Source organism: Lactiplantibacillus pingfangensis (assembly GCF_005404945.1).
Classification (GTDB): domain Bacteria; phylum Bacillota; class Bacilli; order Lactobacillales; family Lactobacillaceae; genus Lactiplantibacillus; species Lactiplantibacillus pingfangensis.
On the sequence record NZ_BJDG01000006.1, the window covers coordinates 44,769 to 65,953 of the forward strand.

The 21,185-nt window shown below is 45.7% G+C and carries 15 protein-coding genes; 3 read left to right on the forward strand and 12 right to left on the reverse strand.

All coding sequences use genetic code 11. The annotated features are described in order from the left end of the window. Window positions 1–229 precede the first annotated feature (229 nt). The 5 genes from FFM74_RS04015 to FFM74_RS04035 all read right to left on the reverse strand — a co-directional run bounded on the left by FFM74_RS04015 (window position 230) and on the right by FFM74_RS04035 (window position 6,617). Window positions 230–1,444: a CPBP family intramembrane glutamic endopeptidase gene (locus FFM74_RS04015; protein ID WP_137625342.1), complete on the reverse strand. Its 1,215-nt coding sequence runs from the start codon at window positions 1,442–1,444 to the stop codon at window positions 230–232. 90 nt (window positions 1,445–1,534) lie between these two features. Next, a complete protein-coding gene (locus FFM74_RS04020) occupies window positions 1,535–3,157 on the reverse strand; it encodes an ABC-F family ATP-binding cassette domain-containing protein (protein ID WP_137625343.1) in 1,623 nt (540 codons plus the stop codon). 288 nt (window positions 3,158–3,445) lie between these two features. Beyond that, complete coding sequence (locus FFM74_RS04025) at window positions 3,446–4,243, reverse strand: Cof-type HAD-IIB family hydrolase (protein ID WP_137625344.1); 798 nt, start codon at window positions 4,241–4,243, stop codon at window positions 3,446–3,448. A gap of 134 nt (window positions 4,244–4,377) precedes the next feature. Next, the gene (locus FFM74_RS04030; RefSeq protein WP_137625345.1) at window positions 4,378–6,204 is read right to left on the reverse strand and encodes a DUF2207 domain-containing protein; all 1,827 of its coding nucleotides are present in this window, start codon (window positions 6,202–6,204) and stop codon (window positions 4,378–4,380) included. A 101-nt stretch (window positions 6,205–6,305) separates the two neighbouring features. Beyond that, on the reverse strand, window positions 6,306–6,617 hold the full coding sequence (locus FFM74_RS04035; protein ID WP_137625346.1) for a nucleoside triphosphate pyrophosphohydrolase family protein: 312 nt from the start codon (window positions 6,615–6,617) through the stop codon (window positions 6,306–6,308). A gap of 282 nt (window positions 6,618–6,899) precedes the next feature. Here FFM74_RS04035 and FFM74_RS04040 point away from each other — a divergent pair, with 282 nt between their 5' ends. Then, window positions 6,900–7,820, forward strand: a complete 921-nt coding sequence (locus FFM74_RS04040; protein WP_137625347.1) for a proline iminopeptidase-family hydrolase — start codon at window positions 6,900–6,902, stop codon at window positions 7,818–7,820. 3 nt (window positions 7,821–7,823) lie between these two features. Beyond that, a complete protein-coding gene (locus tag FFM74_RS04045) occupies window positions 7,824–9,191 on the forward strand; it encodes an APC family permease (RefSeq protein WP_137625348.1) in 1,368 nt (455 codons plus the stop codon). Window positions 9,192–9,263: 72 nt separating this feature from the next. Here FFM74_RS04045 and FFM74_RS04050 read toward each other — a convergent pair whose 3' ends face one another. Beyond that, entirely contained in the window at window positions 9,264–9,701 is a 438-nt protein-coding gene (locus tag FFM74_RS04050; protein ID WP_137625349.1) for an LPXTG cell wall anchor domain-containing protein, read from the reverse strand. Then, window positions 9,640–12,516 (reverse strand): bacterial Ig-like domain-containing protein, encoded by a 2,877-nt coding sequence (locus FFM74_RS04055; RefSeq protein WP_171000648.1) that lies wholly within the window; start codon window positions 12,514–12,516, stop codon window positions 9,640–9,642. The genes FFM74_RS04050 and FFM74_RS04055 overlap by 62 nt, the downstream gene beginning before the upstream one ends. A 562-nt stretch (window positions 12,517–13,078) precedes the next feature. On the opposite strand from FFM74_RS04055, the gene FFM74_RS04060 reads away from it, so the two are divergent. Then, window positions 13,079–14,035 carry a Dyp-type peroxidase gene (locus FFM74_RS04060; RefSeq protein ID WP_137625351.1) on the forward strand — a complete coding sequence of 319 codons (957 nt, stop codon included), beginning with the start codon at window positions 13,079–13,081 and terminating at the stop codon, window positions 14,033–14,035. Window positions 14,036–14,158: 123 nt separating this feature from the next. On the opposite strand, the gene FFM74_RS04065 is transcribed toward FFM74_RS04060, so the two are convergent. From FFM74_RS04065 to FFM74_RS04085, 5 genes are all read right to left on the reverse strand, one after another. Next, window positions 14,159–15,589, reverse strand: coding sequence for a 6-phospho-beta-glucosidase (locus FFM74_RS04065; RefSeq protein WP_137625352.1), 1,431 nt, complete (start codon window positions 15,587–15,589; stop codon window positions 14,159–14,161). Further along, a complete protein-coding gene (locus FFM74_RS04070) occupies window positions 15,582–16,532 on the reverse strand; it encodes an ROK family protein (RefSeq protein ID WP_137625353.1) in 951 nt (316 codons plus the stop codon). The genes FFM74_RS04065 and FFM74_RS04070 overlap by 8 nt, the downstream gene beginning before the upstream one ends. Window positions 16,533–16,602: 70 nt before the next feature. After that, the gene (locus tag FFM74_RS04075) at window positions 16,603–17,598 is read right to left on the reverse strand and encodes a LacI family DNA-binding transcriptional regulator (RefSeq protein WP_171000649.1); all 996 of its coding nucleotides are present in this window, start codon (window positions 17,596–17,598) and stop codon (window positions 16,603–16,605) included. Window positions 17,599–18,114: 516 nt separating this feature from the next. Then, entirely contained in the window at window positions 18,115–19,356 is a 1,242-nt protein-coding gene (locus FFM74_RS04080) for an MFS transporter (RefSeq protein ID WP_137625355.1), read from the reverse strand. Beyond that, entirely contained in the window at window positions 19,353–20,654 is a 1,302-nt protein-coding gene (locus tag FFM74_RS04085; RefSeq protein ID WP_137625356.1) for an alkaline phosphatase family protein, read from the reverse strand. Before FFM74_RS04085 ends, FFM74_RS04080 begins: the two co-directional genes overlap by 4 nt. Window positions 20,655–21,185: the final 531 nt, after the last annotated feature.

Here is a 21,185-nt window from a genome sequence, read left to right on the forward strand (position 1 = left end):
TTCTTACTTCACTCAGTATAACCGGCCGATGTTGCGATGTGGTGACACAAATGTTACAAACAGATTACATTCAGTATAAAACCCTTAAGAATTGGGTAAAAGGCTTGTAATCGATTGTTCGGCTATTTTCCAAACAGCTTAATCCATGAAAAAAGGCCTCACCAAGGCGAGACCACTGATCGTTTGTTAGTTATCATCCTAAACTAATACCCCTGTCACCTACTAACTGCTACACTGATTGTTGCAATTGACGGTCAACCTGTGCTTGCATGACTTGTCGGCGTTTCCCCGTTAGGAAGAAAATGGTGAGGAGACCAAACACAATCACCGTAAAGCCGATTGTTTGCCATTCAAAGATATCTGGTTTACTCATACTTTGCGACCCAGAGGCCATCATACTGAAAATATCTACGCCCGCATGAATCAGCATTGGAACGAGTATACTTCCCGAGTACAAGTAGCTGACCGCTAAGAATCCGCCTAATGAGGCAGCAAAGATCATCTGCTCGACCGTGGCCGACCAAGATTGCCCCGCTAACGTATTAGTCAAATGCCATAGCCCAAAAATCGCGCTGCTCAAACCCACGGCCCAGTCCAACTGGTGGCAATGCTGGTCGAAGGCCTTCAAAAGTAGCGCCAAAATAGCAAAACGATATAACCATTCTTCCGCAATCCCTGGCTCTAAACCGCTCAGAAACATTTTCCAAGAAACGGCCTGCATCTTAAAATCAAACTGCGTAAAAGTCGTTCGCCAAGAACTCCCAACGCCAAACGCATTCCAAATAACAAATGCCGCGCCGACAACCCCAATCGCAACAATCAACCCCCAATTGGCTTGACGATTCAAGCGCCAAGTTGGCCAACGAAAGCCCCAAGTCGTCATCAGCACACCAACTGTTAAGACAAAGCCAAAGGCCCCCAAAATACCAGTATCACTGACCATTTTGAAAACTGCTGGCGCCGTTAAAACGGGCAACGCTAAAAAGGTTGATTGCGCACCAATCAAGCCACTGAATACAGCCATCGCTAATAAAAAGATCCGACCAATGACAGAACGAACCGGTGTCATGGTGACGATTGCAATCGGCACGAACATAAAAATCATGTAGAAAAACGCCACGGCGACCAGGCCTTGCTCATTCAAAAACGGCACTCTGCGTAGTAGATCAACTAACCCCATTAAGAAAAATGGCATAAAAATAAATTGAAAGATGGCTTGAAAATAGTGATTAAATCGCCGAAATCGTGGCCAATCCTGAGCAGTTGTCGTTGTTTCAAAAGCCGGTACTAAGCCGCCAAGCAATAACAGAATCGTCACCAGCCCACCAAATGCAAAATACGCCCCATTTTTAACAATCAACAATTCCAGTAACATCGCCCCCAGCAATACGACTAATTGACCCAAATACCAACGTCGTAGTAGTCGATCCACCTCTGTGGTCATAAAAAAATCCCCCAATCTAGTTATGTTGTAATCATAACAGATTGGCGGATTCAGTTGGTCAGGATTTGTTTAATTTAAGCCGATCCCTTACTAATATAAATCTTGAACGCGGCCTTGGGTGGCTTCGTGGGCCAAATACTCGTCATAAGTCGTATCGCCGCGGTAAACGACCCCTTTGGCACTGACTTCAACAATATGGTCCGCAATCGTTTGAATAAACTCGTGGTCATGGGAGGTGAAAATAATCGCACCCTTGAAATCAATCAAACTGTCGTTCAAAGCGGTAATGGATTCCAAATCTAAATGGTTGGTTGGGTCATCCAATAATAAGACATTAGCCCGACTCAACATCATCTTGGACAACATCCCACGGACTTTTTCGCCCCCAGATAACACGTTAACTTTCCGGGTAACGTCTTCACCAGAGAACAACATTTTCCCTAAGAACCCACGTAAGAAAGTGTTGTCACTCTCTTCCTTAGGCGCATACTGACGCAACCAGTCGATAATCGTTAAACTATCGTTGGTAAATTGGTCATTAATATCCCGTGGCAAATAAGTGCGTGAGGTAGTTTGTCCCCAAGTTACCGTCCCAGAATCCGGTTCAACTGCGCCCGCAATAATTTGCATTAAAGTAGTCGTTGCTAAATCACTGCGACTAATCAACGCGGTTTTTTCATTAGGCCGTAACGTGAAACTGATATTGTCTAAAATCTTGACGCCATCAATCGTCTTCGAAACATTCTCAACCCGAACTAAATCATTCCCGATTTCCCGATCAGGCGTGAATTTAATAAATGGATATTTACGGGATGATGGTTTGATATCATCAAGCGTAATTTTTTCCAATTGTTTTTTCCGTGAAGTCGCTTGTTTCGACTTCGAGGCGTTGGCACTAAATCGCGCCACGAATTCTTGTAATTCTTTAATTTGGTCAGCCTTTTTAGCGTTCGCATCCGTTTTTAACTTAGCGGCTAATTGGCTTGATTCCATCCAAAAATCATAATTCCCAACAAATAACGTAATCTTACCAAAATCAACATCACACATATGCGTACAAACTTGGTTCAAGAAGTGACGGTCATGGGAAACCACGATAACGGTCTTGTTGTAGTCTGCCAAGAAATTTTCCAGCCAACTGATTGACTGAACGTCTAACCCGTTGGTCGGTTCATCCAAAAGCAGCACATCAGGACTACCGAATAAGGCTTGTCCCAATAAGACTTTAACCTTTTGCGGCTCCGTCAATTCACTCATTTTTTGATGTTGCATGGATTCATCAATACCTAAACTCTGTAACAATTGGTCCGCTTCAGATTCTGCGTTCCAGCCGTCCATTTCAGCGAATTCGCCTTCTAATTCCGCCGCACGAATCCCATCAGCGTCACTAAAATCAGGCTTCGCATAAAGGGCATCCTTTTCAACCATGATGTCATAGAGCTTTTGGTAGCCACGGATAACGGTTGATAAGACTTCTTCATCTTCAAAGGCGAAATGGTTTTGGTTCAAACTCGACATCCGTTCATTTGGACCCATTGACACATTCCCAGAAGTTGGTTGGAGCTTGCCTTCCAAAATCTTCAAGAACGTTGACTTACCGGCACCATTGGCCCCAATCACGCCATAACAGTTCCCTGGCGTAAATTTCAAATTAACTTCATCATAAAGTTTGCGAGTTGAGAACTGCATACTGACATTACTTACGGTTAACATTCATATCCCTCACTTTTCAAGAGTGTTAGCCACACCGGTCAGCTGGTGAGCATTGGCTGAGCTACGGTTATGATGCGGGTTAGGCATCCTGACCGTAGCTTTGCCAAGCGGAACCCGCTGGTGTGGCTAACACGTTTCGACCATCAAAATAAAAAACGCTCAAGCACAAACTAAAAGAGGTCAGGATATCGAATCCCAGCCTCCGTTCGTTTCCATCTAGTTGAAGTGTAGCATGGCGCAAGCCCGTTTGGCAATCAAAAGCCCGGACTATTTTCAGAAATTCACCGGTTATTTTCGTAAAATCTCATTTTCAATGTAACTTAAGACGCCATCTTGCTCGTTCGATTCGGTAACAGTATCGCCTTGCGTTTGCATGTTAGCCGGCGCGTTACCCATGACGACACCTGTATCGACATACCGCAACATTTCCAAATCATTCGTGCCATCACCAAACGCGACCATTTCCGTCGACCGAATGCCCAACCGGTTGCCTAGTAACTTGAGCGCACGTCCTTTATGCATCCCTGGTTGAATCAAATCCATACTGCCTTGACCGCCAGAAGCTGGCACGGCAATTCCAGCTAGCTTGGGCGTTAATTCATAAACTAATTGGTCCGTCATCGCTGGCGCACAAATAATATCGAACTTGACGACTGGGTCTGTGACGGTCGTTAAGTCGGCCACAGTTTCTAATTGATAGTAATAATTTCGCATCGCCGCAATAAATCCCGGATCAGCGTGTTCCAACACATGAACGGTCTTGGTCCCACAGAGCGCAATTTGAATCTCTGGGTAGTCTGCCAAGGTCGCCAAAATTTGTTGAGTTGCTGTGGCAGAAAACGTTTCGGCCGTCAACCCAGCTTGCGTATTCATCAATTCCGCCCCGTTACCACCAATCATCCACATTTCCGGAAAATCGTTAAAGAAATCCACTAACTCAACTGCTTGGTGACCGCTCGCAATGACGAACTGAATTCCACGCCGTTGCAGTTCAGCGTATATTTTTTTAAACCAAGTCCGATTATATTCCCCCTGATTATTGAGAAAAGTGCCATCCATATCTGTTGCTATTAATTTGACTGTCATTAGTCCTCATCCATTCGTTTCCATTTATGTAAGCCTTTACTTTCACAGCGTACCGTTAATTGGACTGGACCGCAAGTGTTTGCGTAAAAAAAAGAGACAATAACTCGAAAGTTACAGTCTCTAAGTTGATGCTGTTAAAATGCGCCCCCACCGGAGCCACCGCCAAAGCCACCCGAACTACCACCCGAGAAGCCGCCGGAACCACCTGATGACGAACTTGCGTTGCTTGAAGCGTCTAATGCATTTGAAAAACTACTGCTCAATGCCCCTGACAAATCAAAATCAAAGCCATTGTTGGCGAAGAAGATTGGATAGTAAATCCCGATTCCCGCTGCCAATGCCGTGGTTCCGAAATCAACCGCCAGCTTATTTGCGACTCGCTCAGCTAAACCAAAGGCGGCCGCATAGGGCAAAATCTGTTCCCAAAGAATTAAATCACCAATTTCAGCGGTATTAAAATGGCCAATATCTTTCAACATTTGCCGAAAGCCATTAATTTGGTTTTTCAATGCCAGACCTTCATCGGTATTAATCGTGATCCGCCGATAGTTGATAATCCCGAGTATCCAGGTCACGATTGTAACAATCGGAACGACGGTTACAGTGATGGCCCCGATTTTTGGACTAATGAACATTCCTGCAACTACCACGACGATGCCTAAAAGTGTCACGGCAACGCCCATTTTCAACCAAACGTTGCGGATTTTGTCGTTCACTTGGTCTTGATAGACTGCAACCCCTTGGTCAATTGTTTGTTGCCACGCTTTAAACCAAGTATTTAAGCGCCCTTTTTCATCTTTTTTACCAAACGCCTGTAACTGGTCCAACCGTAATTCGTTTCGAACCGCCACTTTGTCAAAGCAGTGCGCCAAAAATGAATTCGAAATTGGGGCCAACTTTTTCATTTTGACGGTTGGCTTCCGTTTTCCTTGAATAGGTTCCAACGTAATTTCTTTGGCAGCGGCTGCCGCTAGAATTTCCGCTGCTAACGCTTTAGTATCTGGCGAAGCCGTTCGCCATAATGACTGCGCCACTGCCGGACCAACAGTTGGCACGTCAAACGAATGGTTGATTGGGATTGGCTTCGTATGTGACTGCGCGGGGTGCCGCCGAAGCCACCAAGCGTAACCGCCAATGGTCAAAATGAAGACCGCTACGGCCACGCCATAAAACAGCCACTGCAATAATGCTTGCCGCTGCCGTTTGCGATTTGCAGCCACAGCTAGCTTAGCTTCTTGCTTTTGGACCGTCGCTTTACGCTTCTGGGAACTTGTTCGTTGATTTAATGGCACGACAGCTGTTGGGAACAACAAGTGACTCTCAACAAATGAGTTCGCCGGATTCTGCGCAAGAATCATCGTCACGCGACCATTTTTCTTGTCGACAGTTGTTCGACCGTCTTGTGGGCCATGTGTCCAGGCTTGTAATCCCGTTACAGACTTAGCTGGTAACTGAATGGTCAAGCGCACATTTTTCAACGGCTCATCCCAGCCAGTTCCAATAATTTTCCAATTCAATTCCGCCGTGTCTTGATAATTGGTCACGACGCCTAACAGCCGATAGCGATAGGTCACACGTAATTTATCACCCGCATGCACGCCACGGTAAAGTTTAACCTGAAATTGTTTTTTAGTTTGCGTTAATTGATAAGTATTGTCTGCATCAGTCTCTGCCGCGCTGGCGGTTTTTGACATGCCACCATTCAGTCGCGTGGCGACACCTTGAAATTGTGCCCCTTGAATCCCATGTAAGTCTTGCTTATTAAAGACCCCATGATAGTCGTCATCAAAAAGATAGGTCATCCCCTGACTGACTTCTGCGCTGCCATCTTTTTGGACATCAACGTGGACATCATAATTACTAATCTTATAATCTGCGAAAGCAGTTACTGGTCGCCAGTTGAGTGTGATGATTGCTAAGAAAACACTCGCCATGATTGGCCACCAAAGTCGTCGTTTCATAAGCCACCCCTCATTTCCCCGATTTAGCTTAATTTTACCATATCGGTCACGGGCGACCTAATCTAACGATAAGTAACTAGCTGTCTCGCTGACCAAAATCGCTAGCCTAGATGTTGTTCGCGTTCATCAAGAAAAGCGGTTAATGCAGCCTCAACATCAATATCTGCCCGATCAGCCATTTCAACTAGCCACCAAATATTTTCCGCCAACTTACTAGCTAGATCAGCACTCGAAACGGCTTCTGGCCAACTCTGCTCGTGCGCCATCACCTGACGGCCAACCAGCCCTGCATCCGTTAAAAATGCCAACGCATCTTGTTCCAAAGTCCATGGATGACCATCCTGTTGCTGTTCTAATTGATGATAGCTGTCGCGTAATTTAACAGACCGTTGTTGTAATGCTTTAATTTCCATCTAAAAGACCTACTTTCTGCTTGTTCCATTCAGCATACCACGTTTATGGCCCATTACTGGAATAGTGACACTGCCGATTTGAATAGTGAGTTTCTAATCCAAGTTTCTCCCCCTCAAAAACAAGCTCGACACCGTGTCATTGCCCTGTTATCACTCACCACCGACAGATGTTCAACCTGCTTAGCCCCCTTAAAATCGCCTAAAATTAGAAACAAATTTGAATTTAATGAGAACTAAGTGTATTTTTATTTGTAGACACTAATAGATGGGGTGACAGTAATCATGCGTAACGTAACACGAATTTTAACACTTAAAAACGGCTACCATATTTGGACACATACGAATAACCTCGGCGGTAAAACCAAGCTGCTTTGCTTGCATGGCGGTCCTGGTGATACCCATGAAGTCTTTGAACGGTTTGGACCAGAACTCGCCGCCCTCGACATCGAAGTCACGATGTACGATCAGCTGGGCTCTTGGTATTCGGATACGCCGGATTGGGACGATCCTGCGGTCAAGGCCGACTATCTGACTGAAGCTTATTATTTGAGTGAGGTCGATGAGGTCCGACAACTCCTTGGCTATGATCACTACTTTTTGGCGGGACATTCTTGGGGTGGCATGCTCGCAATGACTTACGCCGCCCAACATCAGGAACAGCTGGCAGGTCTAATCATTATTAGTATGATCGACAATATTCCTGATTACGTTGCGCATATCAAGGAAATCCGGGCCGCGGAATTCTCACCCGCGGAAAATGCGTTCATGGCCGATATCGAGCGGCGCGGTCAGTGGTCGAATCTCCATTATCGCCAACTCATCACCCACTTATATCACGGTTATGTGAATCGCCGCCAACCGGAAATGATGTCACACAACGTCGATATTCAGGCCAAGCCTGTTTACAATCATTTTCAAGGTGACAATGAGTTTGTTGTCGAAGGCGACCTCGGCAGTTGGGACTTCTCCAAGCAATTAAAAACCATTCAGCTCCCAACGTTACTGTCCTTTGCGGATCATGAAACCATGCCACTCGCAACGGCACAGCGCATGCAACGTGATATGCCCAATGCACAACTCGTCGTGACGCCGAATAGTGGTCATAACCACATGGTCGATAATCCCGAAGTCTTCTTCACTAATTTAAAAAATTATTTCTTAGATCTCCGACACGGCACGTTCAATCAAATTAAGGGGGCTTAGCCAATGGCTGTTAATCACGTTCCGAGTACCCACGCTGCCAAGCTCAGCGACTTCGGTTATAAGCAAGAACTTGACCGCACGTTATCAGTGAAAGATTTAGTGATCTACGGCTTAATCTTTATGGTGCCAATCGCGCCAATGGGTATTTATGGCTCCGTCATCTCCGCTTCACGGGGGATGATTGCCTTGACCTACGCCATTGGGATGGTCGCAATGTTTTTCACGGCCTTAAGTTACGGTCAATTATCACAAGCCTTTCCAATCGCCGGCTCAGTCTATGCCTATGCCAAACTCGGCATCAATAAAACGACTGGCTTTCTCTCTGGCTGGATGATTATTTTAGACTATATTTTTGTTCCCGCCCTGTTGTATATTATTTCTGCCAATTCACTCAAATCATTGTTACCGGCCGTTCCCACTTGGATTTGGCTGGTCATCTTTATTAGCATTAATACTTTGATTAACGTTCGCGGGATCGAATTTACCGCCATCGCCAACCGCATTTTCTTAATTGGTGAACTGATTGTCCTCGCGTTCTTCGTCATTATGGGCATCTATGGGGTCATGCACGGCGTTGGGAATGGCTTTACTTTAAAACCTTTCTACGATGCCAAGCAATTTAACTTAAACTTTGTCATGACCGCGACCTCTGTTGCCGTCTTGAGTTTCTTAGGCTTTGACGGCATCAGTACCTTGGCCGAAGAAACAACGGGTGGCAATAAAACGGTTGGTCAAGGTATTATGTGGTCCTTGATGATTGTCGGCGTGCTTTTTATTGCCCAAACTTATTTGGCCGCATTAATTGTGCCAAACTGGCATTCCTTTAGTGACTTAGACACAGCCTTCTACGTGGTTGCCGGTAAAGTTGGTGGGCCATTCCTAATGTACATGACCACGATTGCGACAATCTTATCTTGGGGTTTCGCCAACGCCTTGGCGGCCCAAGCCGCCATCTCCAGAATCCTTTTCGGGATGTCCCGTGATCATAATTTGCCAAAGGTCCTAGCCAAAGTCCATCCCAAATATAAAACGCCTTATGTCAGCACAATTTTAGTTTCGATTATTTCCTTAATCGTCGGCTTAGTTTTCATGAACAACAGTGGCGTCCTCTCAGAAATCGTCAACTGTGGCGCTTTGACCGCCTTTCTCATTATTCATGTGGCCGTCGTCAATCACTTTCTCATCAAGGGCCACTCACATGATTACTGGCATCATTTGATCGTGCCGATTATCGGTTTCGCGGTCATCGCCTTTGTCATGATTAACTTAAACTTGCTCGCCAAAGAAATTGGTGGTATTTGGTTAGTGATTGGCCTCATTTATTACGCGATCTTAAGACTGACGCAACGAAATACCGAAATGAACTTATGAGTTCAGTCAGCCTTAGAATTCTCTAAAACAGGCACAAAAAAAGAGCGATTTTTCGCTCTTTTTTGTGCCTGTTTAATTGTGTCGACGTTTGCGTCCTAAACCAATGAGCCCAACAAGGCTAGTTAAAGCTAATAAGACACTGCCTAGTACTGGCATAGTTTCCGATTCAGTTTCGTCTGTTTGTGGAAGCTTTGTCGACGGCGCTAATTTAGCAGCTGATGTCAATTGCGTTTTAGCTGACACACTAGCTTGTGGTGTTATCTGGGTTGTTGCCTTCACGAACGTCTCGCTCGTCTGAATCCGGTCAGCAGCCGATTGATCGGTTGTTGGTGCAGTCACCACCGGCTTAGTGGTTGGCTTGGCTGGGTCAGTCGGCGTTGTCGGTTGATTAGGATCAATCAGATCACCAGACCCAGTAGTGTCGTCAGTATCCGGTGTCGTTGCTGCGTCAACTACCGTCACTTGGGCCGTCGCGGTGAAGACGTTTCCGGCGGCATCCGTATAGTGCATCCGTATAGTGGTACGTCACTGGGTAAGTACCCGCTACGGTCATATCAACCTTACCGGTAACGGTTAATTGATCAACGGTTATTGGCTGACCATTAATATCTTTTGCAATCGCCACATTATCGCTGGCTTGCCAGTTATCACCCACTTGGACGGTACTATCGTTAGTCTTCAGGGCTGCTTGCGATGCGGCAACATGCACGGTGATCGTTTTAACATACTCGTTGCCACGGCTATCCGTAAAGTGATACGTCACCGGATAATCGCCTGGCGTTTCAGTCTGGACAGTACCTTCGACGGTGATGTTTTGCAGACTTATTGCTTGGCCATCAACGTCTGTCGCACTGATAAAGTTATCTGCCGCTTGCCAGCTTGTTTTTGGCCCGGCAATCAGCTCAGTGTCGTGAACGTTCAAGCCAGATTGTGGCTTAGTAACCGTGACTTGAATCGTCTTAGTCGCCACATTACCAGCACGATCCACATAGTGATAAGTGACTGAATATTGTCCCGGCGTTTGTAGGTCAACTGAGCCATCAGACTCAACTTGATCAACGGTTAACGCATTACCGTCGGCGTCCGTTGCACTCACAAAATTATCCGCCGCTGTCCAGCTTCCCTTACCAGCAATCACAGTCGTCGCCTTAGCATCAATCGTGGCTTGCGTTGCCACAACGGTCACTAGCGTTGTCGCCGTTTGCGTGGTGCCAGTTGCATCTGTATAGCTCAACTGAACGGTATAAGTTCCTGGCTGACTCGTATCGACAGTCCCGGTCGGATCACCGTTGACACTGTCAATCTTCACCACACTATTCGTTGTTGCTAAATCAACTGCATTGCCATTAGCATCCAAAATTTCTGTCACACTATCTTGCGGTGACCAAGTCGACTTTGGCCCAGCCACGACTGAAACGTTATCTTTAGCAACGAGCTTAGATTGTGACGTCACTTGCCAAATATACGTTACGCCGTCTGGACCAGTCGTGCCGTTATAAAGCTGAGTTAATTCGGTACTCGTGTAGGCCGGACCGCTTGGATTAGTTTCATCAACCCATTTACCCGTATAGACAGCGGTGGCCTTAATGTCGGGCAGCCCTACGACTGGCTGTGGATGACCAGGATTTAATTCGATTTGATTTAAATTAACGCCAGCGCCTAATATTAATTTCTTTAAATTAGTATCACCAGAAAACATACCCCAATTTTGTTGATTGAGCGGATTTTTAAAACTGCCTAAATCCAACGTTTCCAGTAGTGGATCAGATTGGAACAGGCCTGAGATACTGGCATTAGCGAGTTGGAAATTTGGTCCCAAGGTCAGACTAGTTAAATTAGCCATATTAGCAAACATGTCATCAGCGCTAGTCACACTGCTGACATCAAAATTTGACACGTCTAATTTTGAAACAGCAACGCCACTAAACATACTACCCATTTGGGTCACTTTGCTCGTATTAAAACCACTCGTATCCAGCTGAGTCAATGACGTGTCCCCACTAAACATTGACTGCATGCTCGTCACACTTTCGGTATGTTGCCAAGTTGACAGATCTAATTTGCTCAACTGCGCATTGCTAGCAAAAAGATTCGTCATATTGGTGACACTGCGTGTGTCCCAATTGGCAACATCAATTTCTTCAATTGTCGACGGTGTCAGCCAGTCACCCATTGAAAATGTTTGCATCATGTTAGTCACTTTACTAACATTCAAATTATTCAAATTTAAGGTTTTCAAGCTTGGCATGTGATAAAAAGCTAAGGATAAGTCCTTGACGTTACCCGTCTTAGACCCCCAGCTACTTAAATCCAAGTTTTGGACAGCGTTATCATTTCGAAACAAATAAGACATATCTGTCACTGCAGAAACATCGATCAGGTCCAAGCCAACAAACTCAGTCACGTTGCTCAGCTGATCAAATAGCGATGACATCGTTGGGCTGGCAATAATTGGTCCAGCAATGACCACTTTAGTGATGATGTTCGCATCAGCTACCCAAGGACTGCCGGCACCACTTGACGTGTTTTGTAAGTTGCCACCCTGAATCGTCAAAACACCGTCAGCCGTAATCGTGTAATCAACGCCAAGTTTCGTCCCTGATTCAACGACGGCTGCTTTGGCTAAACTTGCACGTGAAAGCTTATTTTCTTGCACCGCTGCGGCGGCTAAATTGGTCGTCGTTAGTTGATTAAGCTCGCTTACAGTTGCTGAATGCGCAAGCTGATCAGTTTGCTCAGTAGTCAGATTAGTTGCAGCTGTGTCAGCCTCACTGGCCGTTATTGAATCAGTTGTCGTCGCATCACTAGCCGCTGTTGCTGTCGCAGGATCAGTTGTTGTGACCGGTTTAATAGCGGCGGCGGTCGACGTGTCGGAACTCGTTGCTTGATTGGTTGTCTTAATCGTTTTGTTGGTGCCGTTAACTATTGGTTTAGCATTAGACGTCGCAGTCGTTAGCTCACTAGCTGCCTTCTCTGAAGAACTAGTCGTTGGTGTCGTTGATGTGGATGCTGCGGCAGCTTGCGATGAGCTAGTCGTTGCGGCTTTAGTCGATTCCGTTTCAGACGCTTGTGAAACTGCCTTAGCCGTGGTCGTATCAGTTGAGCTGGTGCTAGTACTGCTCGTTAACGTCACTTGTGACTGACTGATGGCACTCGCTTTAGTTGACTCACTGGTCGTGGTTGCTGAACTCGCCTGTTCAGTTGTATCGGCGCGGCTTGTCAGCGCATTCAAATTAATCGTGACAACGGCCATACCGGCGAAAATCCAGAAACGCCCTTTTTTGTACATTTTATAAGTTAATTTGTTCGTTTGTTTTTGCTTCATGATTCTACTCCCCATTTCAAATCTGTTTTGCAAATTTAAATAAACATAAAAAACAGCTAATTCTGATATAAATAAATTTATTCTTATGTGATTCGTTTATATGTTCTAACTAAAATTGGCTATTCATGCTTATATAACAAGCATCTGGCAAGTCCATCCATAAGTAATATTAATAATTGCGGTTAACAGATAAACACCTTTCCTATTCATAGGATAACACAATTAAACAAACAAAATCAATCATTTTTGTTATAGACTAATTATCAATTAATTAATTCAAAGATCATTATTTTCGGGCTTTCAACCCGCAAAATTCAGCATCCAAACAACTAGACTAATTTGTTGTTCACGTGAGTCACGATGCCATACTTCCTTTAAAACATGGCATTTAGTCATCAGACCCCAAATCGGCACTAGGCAAAATTTTTATTGCCTATAATGACTGACGAACGTTCGGTTGTTAACTTAACAGCAACGATCTTTTTAATAACTCATCACTTTGTTTGACGCTGCTTCACCTAGCCGTTACGCTAACAGTATTAATCGTAATGGAGGAAATATCATGCCAATCACAGCAAGCCATGCTCAAGACGTCTGGAAAGATGTCGGCGAACACGTTCAATTCACCGTACTCAAATTGAATCGCGATGATCAACAACAAGCCCAAGCTGTCTTTCAAGAATTTGCGGATCGTTCGCAAGCCATTATTCGATCATTGCGTATCCGCGATGCCAAACCAGAAACTGGGTCACAACTCAAAGTAAGCATCGGTCTCAGCAATTCTGCCTGGAACTACCTTTTTCCCGATGCCCCCAAGCCGAAAGAACTGACCACTTACACGACACTTGCCGGGCCAAAATATACGATGCCGGCCTCGGCCGGTGACCTATTCTTCCACATCCGTGCCAGTAATGAAGCGGTCGTCTATGAATGCCAAACCCAATTTCGGCGCGTCTTGGATCGCATTACCACTGTGTTGGATGAAACTAAAGGCTTTCGCTATTTTGAAGGCCGGGCAATCATCGGCTTTATTGACGGTACCGAAGCACCAGCCGTTGAAGATGCCGCTGATTACGCCTTAGTTGGCGATGAGGACCCGAAATTTGAAAATGGTTCTTATGCATTTGCACAGAAATGGCAACATGACATGCCGGTTTGGAATCACCTGCACACACAAGACCAAGAAAAAGCCGTTGGCCGCGAAAAATTCAGTGATTTTGAACTTGCGGACGAAGATAAGTTCAAAAATGCGCACAACGTTGCGTCCAAATTTGAAATTGATGGCGTTGAACAAAAGATCGTACGCATGAACGTCCCATTTTCTAATCCCGCCGCCGGCAATACCGGGACTTACTTTATCGGCTACGCCCGACATTGGACCGTTACTAAGGGCATGCTACAAAACATGCTGGACCAAAACGACTTTCTACTCACTTTTTCAACTATCTTGTCCGGTCAACTCTTCTTCATCCCGTCACGCGATTTACTCACCCAAATTGCAGACGATGAGTTTCACTAATTAGAACTTAGACTGAACACAAAAGCGCCAATCAATCTGTCAGCGAAAACTGGCAATTGATTGGCGCTTCTATTTAATTTATTGGCCGTTGGAACCAACCGGAAGCGACAGCTGTTAACTTGATTATAATTTTTCTCCATTCGTGGCAATCACTTGTTGATACCAATAGAAGGAATCCTTCTTCGAACGGTCCAGTGTTCCTTGACCTTGATCATCCTTATCAACATAAATGAAACCATACCGTTTTTCCATTTGACCGGTACCGGCCGAAACTAGATCAATGACACCCCAAGGCGTGTAGCCCATCAAATCGACACCATCTTCATCAACTGCGAGTTCCAGTTGTTCAATGTGCCGTTTCAAATAATCAACCCGATACGGATCGTGAATACTGCCATCCGCCTCGACTTTATCCGGCGCGCCCATCCCGTTTTCCACAATAAATAGTGGCAAATGATAGCGGTCGGTCAGCCAATTCAAGCTATAGCGGAGACCCACTGGATCGATGGGCCAACCCCATTCAGTCGCCTGCAGATTCGGATTCTCGACGTTGAGCGCCTCATTCCGCGTCATAAAGTTGGCTGGTTCATTTTCCGCGGCCTTGATGACGCCGGACGCATAATAAGACAGCCCGATATAATCAACCGTCCCCGCCGCCAACGTCTGCAAGTCTTCGGCGGTAATATCTAAATTAAACCCTTGCTTAGCCTGATAACGCTTGAGCCAATTTGGATAGTGACCCCAAACGTGAACATCTGAGAACCAGTAATTGGCTTGGGCAAAACGTTCAGCTTTCAGCACATCACGTGGATCTGACGATGCAGCATAAGTTGGCCAAACTGCCATCATACAACCAATCTGCATGTCGGGATTAATCGCATGCCCAATCTGGACGGCTTTCGCACTCGCCACCAGCTCGTAATGACCGACTTGATAGAGCACTTTTTCTGGATCTTCGTCAGCTTTCAACAAGACGCCAGAGTTTGTAAACAAGGCCCACTTATTCAGCCCGTTTTGATTATTGATTTCATTAAATGTCATCCAGTACTTAACTTTATGTTGATAGCGTTCAAACACCGTCGTGGCAAAGTGAACAAAGAAATCAATCACGCGCCGATCACGCCAACCGCCATAAGCCTTGACAAGGTGATACGGCATTTCGAAATGTGAAAGTGTTACCACCGGTTCAATGCCATGAGCTAATAAATCATCAAACAGGTCATCATAAAAAGCGAGTCCCGCTTCATTGGGCGTGGTTTCATCACCATTTGGGAAAATTCTCGTCCATGCAATCGATGTTCGGAAACATTTCAACCCCATCTCTGCAAACAGCGCAACATCCTCATGATAGCGATGGTAAAAATCAATGGCGTCATGATTCGGATAGTTTTTTCCCAGAATCACCCCGTCAGTAATTTCACGATCAACGCCATTGGCACCGGCAGTCATGACATCGGCGATTGAGACTCCCTTGCCAGCCGCATCGCTGCCACCTTCTAATTGATGGGCGGCAACTGCCCCACCCCATAAAAAGCCTTTTGGTAATTTACTCATGCTTAGCCTCACTTTCTAAACGCTTCTTAATTTGATAGGTCGCCCCAATCAAGCCGGCATCATTACGCAACTTGGCTGGTTTGACTCGTCCTAACGCAATGTTCTTAATTCGATTTAAACTTTCGTGACGCGCAATCATTTCAGCCAACTTGGCTTGTAACAAGTTGATAAAATCATCATTAGCACTAATGCCGCCACCCACTAAAATGAGTTCTGGATCAAAATTCGCAAACAAATTCAACAACATAATCGCCACATCTTGGACAAACCCGGCCACTTCTACTTGTGCAATCGACTCGCCAGCTTTAGCCGCCGCAAAGATCTCCCGCGCATCGGTTACCGGCGTTGCATCTGCCGAGACCTGTTGTTTGCTTTGATTGTACCGATTAACTAAACCGCTTACAACTGCGGCGTGTTGATTTAACGAAAAGCTTTCTAGTTCATGGGTCGGATCAACATCGTGCGTCACGTTCCAGCCGAATTCGCCAGCCATCCCATGACTGCCACGATAGACGTCGCCGTTAATGACGATGCCACCGCCGACACCTGTTCCTAAAACAACCGTCAAATAGTTCTGACACCCGACCGCGTTACCTTGCCACTGTTCCGCAATCGCCGCGGCATTCGCATCATTTTCAACGGCAACTGGCAGGCCAGTTTGTGTCGCAATTGTTGCCGCTAATGGATAGCCGTTAAACGCCTGAATCGCCCCACCAGTCACCATGAAGCCATCATGCCGCACAATGCCGGGCGCCGAAATGCCAATCCCGGCGATTGTTTTTTTAGCGGCGTAGTTTTTGACGACTGCAACCATCTGACTAATTAGTTTTTCGGCATTATCCACCGTGGGAAACGCCTGCTTTTCAGTGACTTTCCCCTGTTCATCAACGTACGCATATTTGATGGTCGTCCCACCAACATCAAAGCTCATATAAGTTGTCATTTCACTGATTTCCTCCATCTTAAAATCGTTTTTATTTATTGCTACACTTCTTACTAGTCATGACACCCGACTAGCGCTTCCCAGTTGACGCTCTAATCTTTAAGTCACCCGGCAAGACTTGTTGCTGTCCCCACTGTTTCGTCGTTAACAACCGAATCAGTTCCGTCACCGCCAGTTGGCCCTGTTTCGCAATCGGGTTACGAATCGTCGTCAGCGTTGGGTCAAAATAACTGGCAATTTCAATATCATCAAACCCAATCACACTGTAATCCTTGGGAACCTGATGACCAGCGGCTTGAATGGCCTTAATGGCACCGATCGCACTCAAGTCATTGCCGGCTAGAAAGGCAGTCACGGGTTGCGCCGTTTCGGTTGCCAAATAAGTTTTCACCGCGTCATAGGCGGCCTGCTCTTCAAATAAGCCCTTCAGGACAACCATATCTTCCAAACTTAAACCAGCCGACAGAATCGCCCGTTGAAACCCAGTAAAACGCTCGTGGTTATCCCGATTGTTATCGTACCCGGCCAGATAACCGATGCGCTGATGTCCCAATTGCAACAAGTACTGGGTAGCCAAATAACTCTCATTAAATGAATCAAACACAATACTACTGAGATGGTCACCAGAGACCGGCCGATCCAACATGACAGCTGGAATTTCTTGACCAGCTAAATGTTCCAAGTCACGATCGTCCACCCGATGGTCAAAAATAATCGCCCCATCACAAGTATTTCCCAGCAAACTATTCATCAACGCCGTGTGGTTATTAGCTAAAGTCACACTAAGCCCATAATTTTTAGCTGCCGCTGCCTGCGAAATGGTTTCAATTAATTGGTAAAAATAGGGTCCGGCAACACTGTCCGTGAAAACCCCAATCATATTCGTTTGCCCTGAACGTAACTGTTTCCCCATCAAGTTGGGCGAATAATTCAATTGATGGGCCGCGCTTAATATCCGCGCCTTGGTTTGTGGTTTAACAACATTGACCCCATTTAACGCATTCGAGACCGTTGAAATCGAGACCTTCGCCAATTGCGCAACATCTTTTATTGTTGCTTTTTTCAAATAACTCATCCTAAATAAAAACGTTTTTATAATTATCATTGTATCCGGTTCCAGCGTTAAAAACAAGGGACGAAAATCGTCGGGATGTGTCCTACCTTTCACGGCTTTCTCTAAGTTCATCATCAAGTGGGTTGGTTTCCGCCTTACCGGGGGCCTCGTTTGAGGCTGGAACGCCATGAACCATTTTTGAGCCAAAAATCGGTCTCAAAAGCTGGTTTTTGACTAACCGCGGACAAACCACCACACTAAGTCAAATGCCACGGCTGAGCCTCAAACGACCCCCCCTCACGGCTAAAAATGGGCATTATTTTGAATAATCAGTCAGCTAAAAAGTCTCGACCAGTTACCTGCCCACCGAGCTAATCAGCAGTCACAACACAAAAATACCCAGAATCAGACGTAATTTGCGTCATAATTCTGGGTATTAGACCCGGTTAATTTCAATAACAGCACTCTGTTAAAACTGGTAGTAACAATATTCTACTATCGCTAAATCTGCGACAACTGCACTCATATCTAAGCTTTACTCAAATGTGGTAACGCTAGAAAAATCACTAATCCTATCAGGAATAGGACACTCAATGATGCCGCACCAATCGTTGATTTACCAGTCATCTGCGTCACAATGCCGACTAAAACGGGGCCCATGACCGCGGAGAATTTGCCTAAAATATTATAAAAGCCAAAGAATTCGCTTCCTGATTGCTTTGGAATCAAACGCCCAAAGTACGACCGGCTCAGCGCTTGAATGCCACCCTGACTCGTTCCGACCAAGACCGCCAGAACCCAGAAATCAGTCACTGATTCTAATTTCAAAGCGTATAAGCAAATCCCTAAATAGATCACAATCCCAATTAGAATCCCCGTCCGCGTTGACGTTTTTCGGGCAATCCAGCCGTACAAAATGGAAAACGGAAAGGCCACCAGTTGCACAACTAATAAGACAATCATCAGCGTCGTAGTTGTAATTCCCATATCCATCCCAATCGAAGTCGCCATCGTAAAGATGGTGTCGACACCATCAATATAGAAAAAGTATGCCACTAAAAACCAAGCGGCCGCTCGATAGTTTTTAAGATGTTTCAATGTGGACCAAACCCGTTTGAAGCTATCGGTCACTGGATGCGCATTCGGCTTTAGCGCATAGACTTGATGAACATTTTTCAGTAACGGAATATAAAAGATAATCCACCAAGCAGCCGCTAACACAAAACTCCAACGCGCAACGCCATAACTCGATAACTGACCAAAACCACTCGTCAGTTGCAACACTAGGAATAAAATAAAGGCGAGCACGCCTCCCAGATAGCCGAACCCATAACCATAAGACGAAATGCGATCCATCTGGTCATTCGGCGCCACATCCGTCAAAAAGCTATCATAAAAGAGATTACCACCCGAATACCCGATAATCGACAAAATATAAATACCGAGCAATAATTTCCAAGCGTTCGTTGGCGCCAGGCTTAACCCTAACGTCATCAACATCCCAACGACCGAAAAAATATTCAGTAATCGTTTTTTAGCCTTAGGATAATCTGCCAAGGCGCCAAGCACTGGTGCTAAAATCGAAACGAGCAAGGTTCCCAGACTGTTCGCATACCCCCAGTAAGCCGTCGCATTCGCCGCAGCGACCCCGTTGCTTTGCGCAATCGCCTTGAAATAAACGGGCAAAACCGCGGTCGTGACGATAATGCCATAGCCAGAGTTCGCCCAGTCATAGAAGATCCAACCCCACTGTGATTTGTTGAACTTCATTCGCGGTCCTCCTTAAAAATGCCATCTAAACATTTTCCAGGCATTGGGCCGTCGAAGTGTAACCCTAATAACCGCGCAAAAGTTGGCGCTTCATCAACTAAATTAGCCGCATCAATCTGGACACCGGCTTTGACCGCGGGACCATTAAATAACAAGGTTGTTTGATAATCAGGCTTGGTTGGATCGTAACCGTGCACCCCATGATACCGATCTGGCTGACCCAAGGTTGCGGGGTGAACAGGTTCAACCACTACCGGCCGGCGACTTTCATCTGTAAAGTAATAGCCAGCCTGTGCTTCAACCATCAACGCGCAATTGGCATCTGCGCCCCGTTTTCCGGCCTGTTCACCAGTAATGATCGTTTCAACGCCTTCAACACCGGCAATCAAGTCTTTCAATTCCGCCATCTCATTGAAATTGCGGGTGTAAATATAAGTTGAGCCATCCGCAGTTTTCGCCATTACTGACCAATCATCTTCAAACGTTTGGTCAGGACGAGCCGTCAGCCAGCCTTTTTGGGCAAACAAGGTATTCAAGTGAATCATCTTGGTCACATTAATTTGATAGTGATCCCCGAGAACGACAAAGTTTGTGTCAGCAAACGTACCAGCGCGCTTCGTTGCGGCAATCAGCTGACCAACATGTTGATCCAAACGATGTAATGCCGCCATGGCTTCCTTCGAACGCACCCCATAGCGATGGCGCATACTATCCATGTCAACCAAGTGAATCATCGTTAAATTAGGCTTCTTGTGGGTTAAGGTATCAACCGCACAGGCCGTGATAAACTCATCTAATTGCGGTTGCTTAATTCCGTTGCGCAAATGACCATACTTATGATTCATTTTTAATAAGAATAAGGGCGAACTGGCCTTAATCGAGACCAGCACCTGATTCGTCCAAATGCGATTCGGAAAAATTTCAGCCAAATTAGATGTAATCTTGCTTCCCGCAGTGACTGGCCATAAAAAGGCCGCCGTGGTCATTTTTTGCTGATGCGCCAAATCATACAAGGTCGGCACTTTGATATCTTTTTGATACCAATACCAATCTGGTGAGCGCCGCTTTGGTTGTAACTTCGTGTTATTAATAATGCCATGGACATTTGGATATTGGCCGGTGATGATAGTCGTATGCGATGGGTAAGTCAATGTCGGATAAATACCGGTGACCGCTTTGACCCAACTGCCACCCGTCATCAAGTTGTTCAATACAGGTAACTCGCTTTGATGTTCGCGCAAATCGCGAAACCCCAGTGCATCTAACGAAATGATCACTAAATGCTGATTTGTTGCCATGGTTACCGCCTCTTTTTTTATGATAGGACGTGATTTCGACCTGAAAATTGCTAAAAAAACGCCTTATTTCAGTCGTTGAAAACCCGCCACTAGTTTCAGACTTTTGTACTTAAAATTATACCGCAGATATTTACTGAATGTCAGCGACGTCTGAAACTGAGAGTTGGTTAATTTAGTCGAAATCAAAGACGGTCACTAATTTTATCAGTCTTACGTTGCCCGTTTTAAGACTCAACCTAAAAGTTGAAAATGCCAGTTAATCCGGTTATCCCAATGACAATCTGGAGGTTGAAAGGACAAAAGAGCTCGTAAACACTGTCATATAGGCAACTGGCACTTCCAAATTAGTCGCGATTCTGCCTAACTCCGCTAAACCCAACCTAAGAACAGTTAAGATAGCTGGAAGTCGCCGCTGATAGCATCGGTCGTGACCGTGGCGTTGGGTCGGCATGTTTCTTGCCGGCGTTACGCCACGGACGGTCTGGGATACTTGCGATTTTTGCAAGGATTCCAGGCGAGGGCCAAGACGTC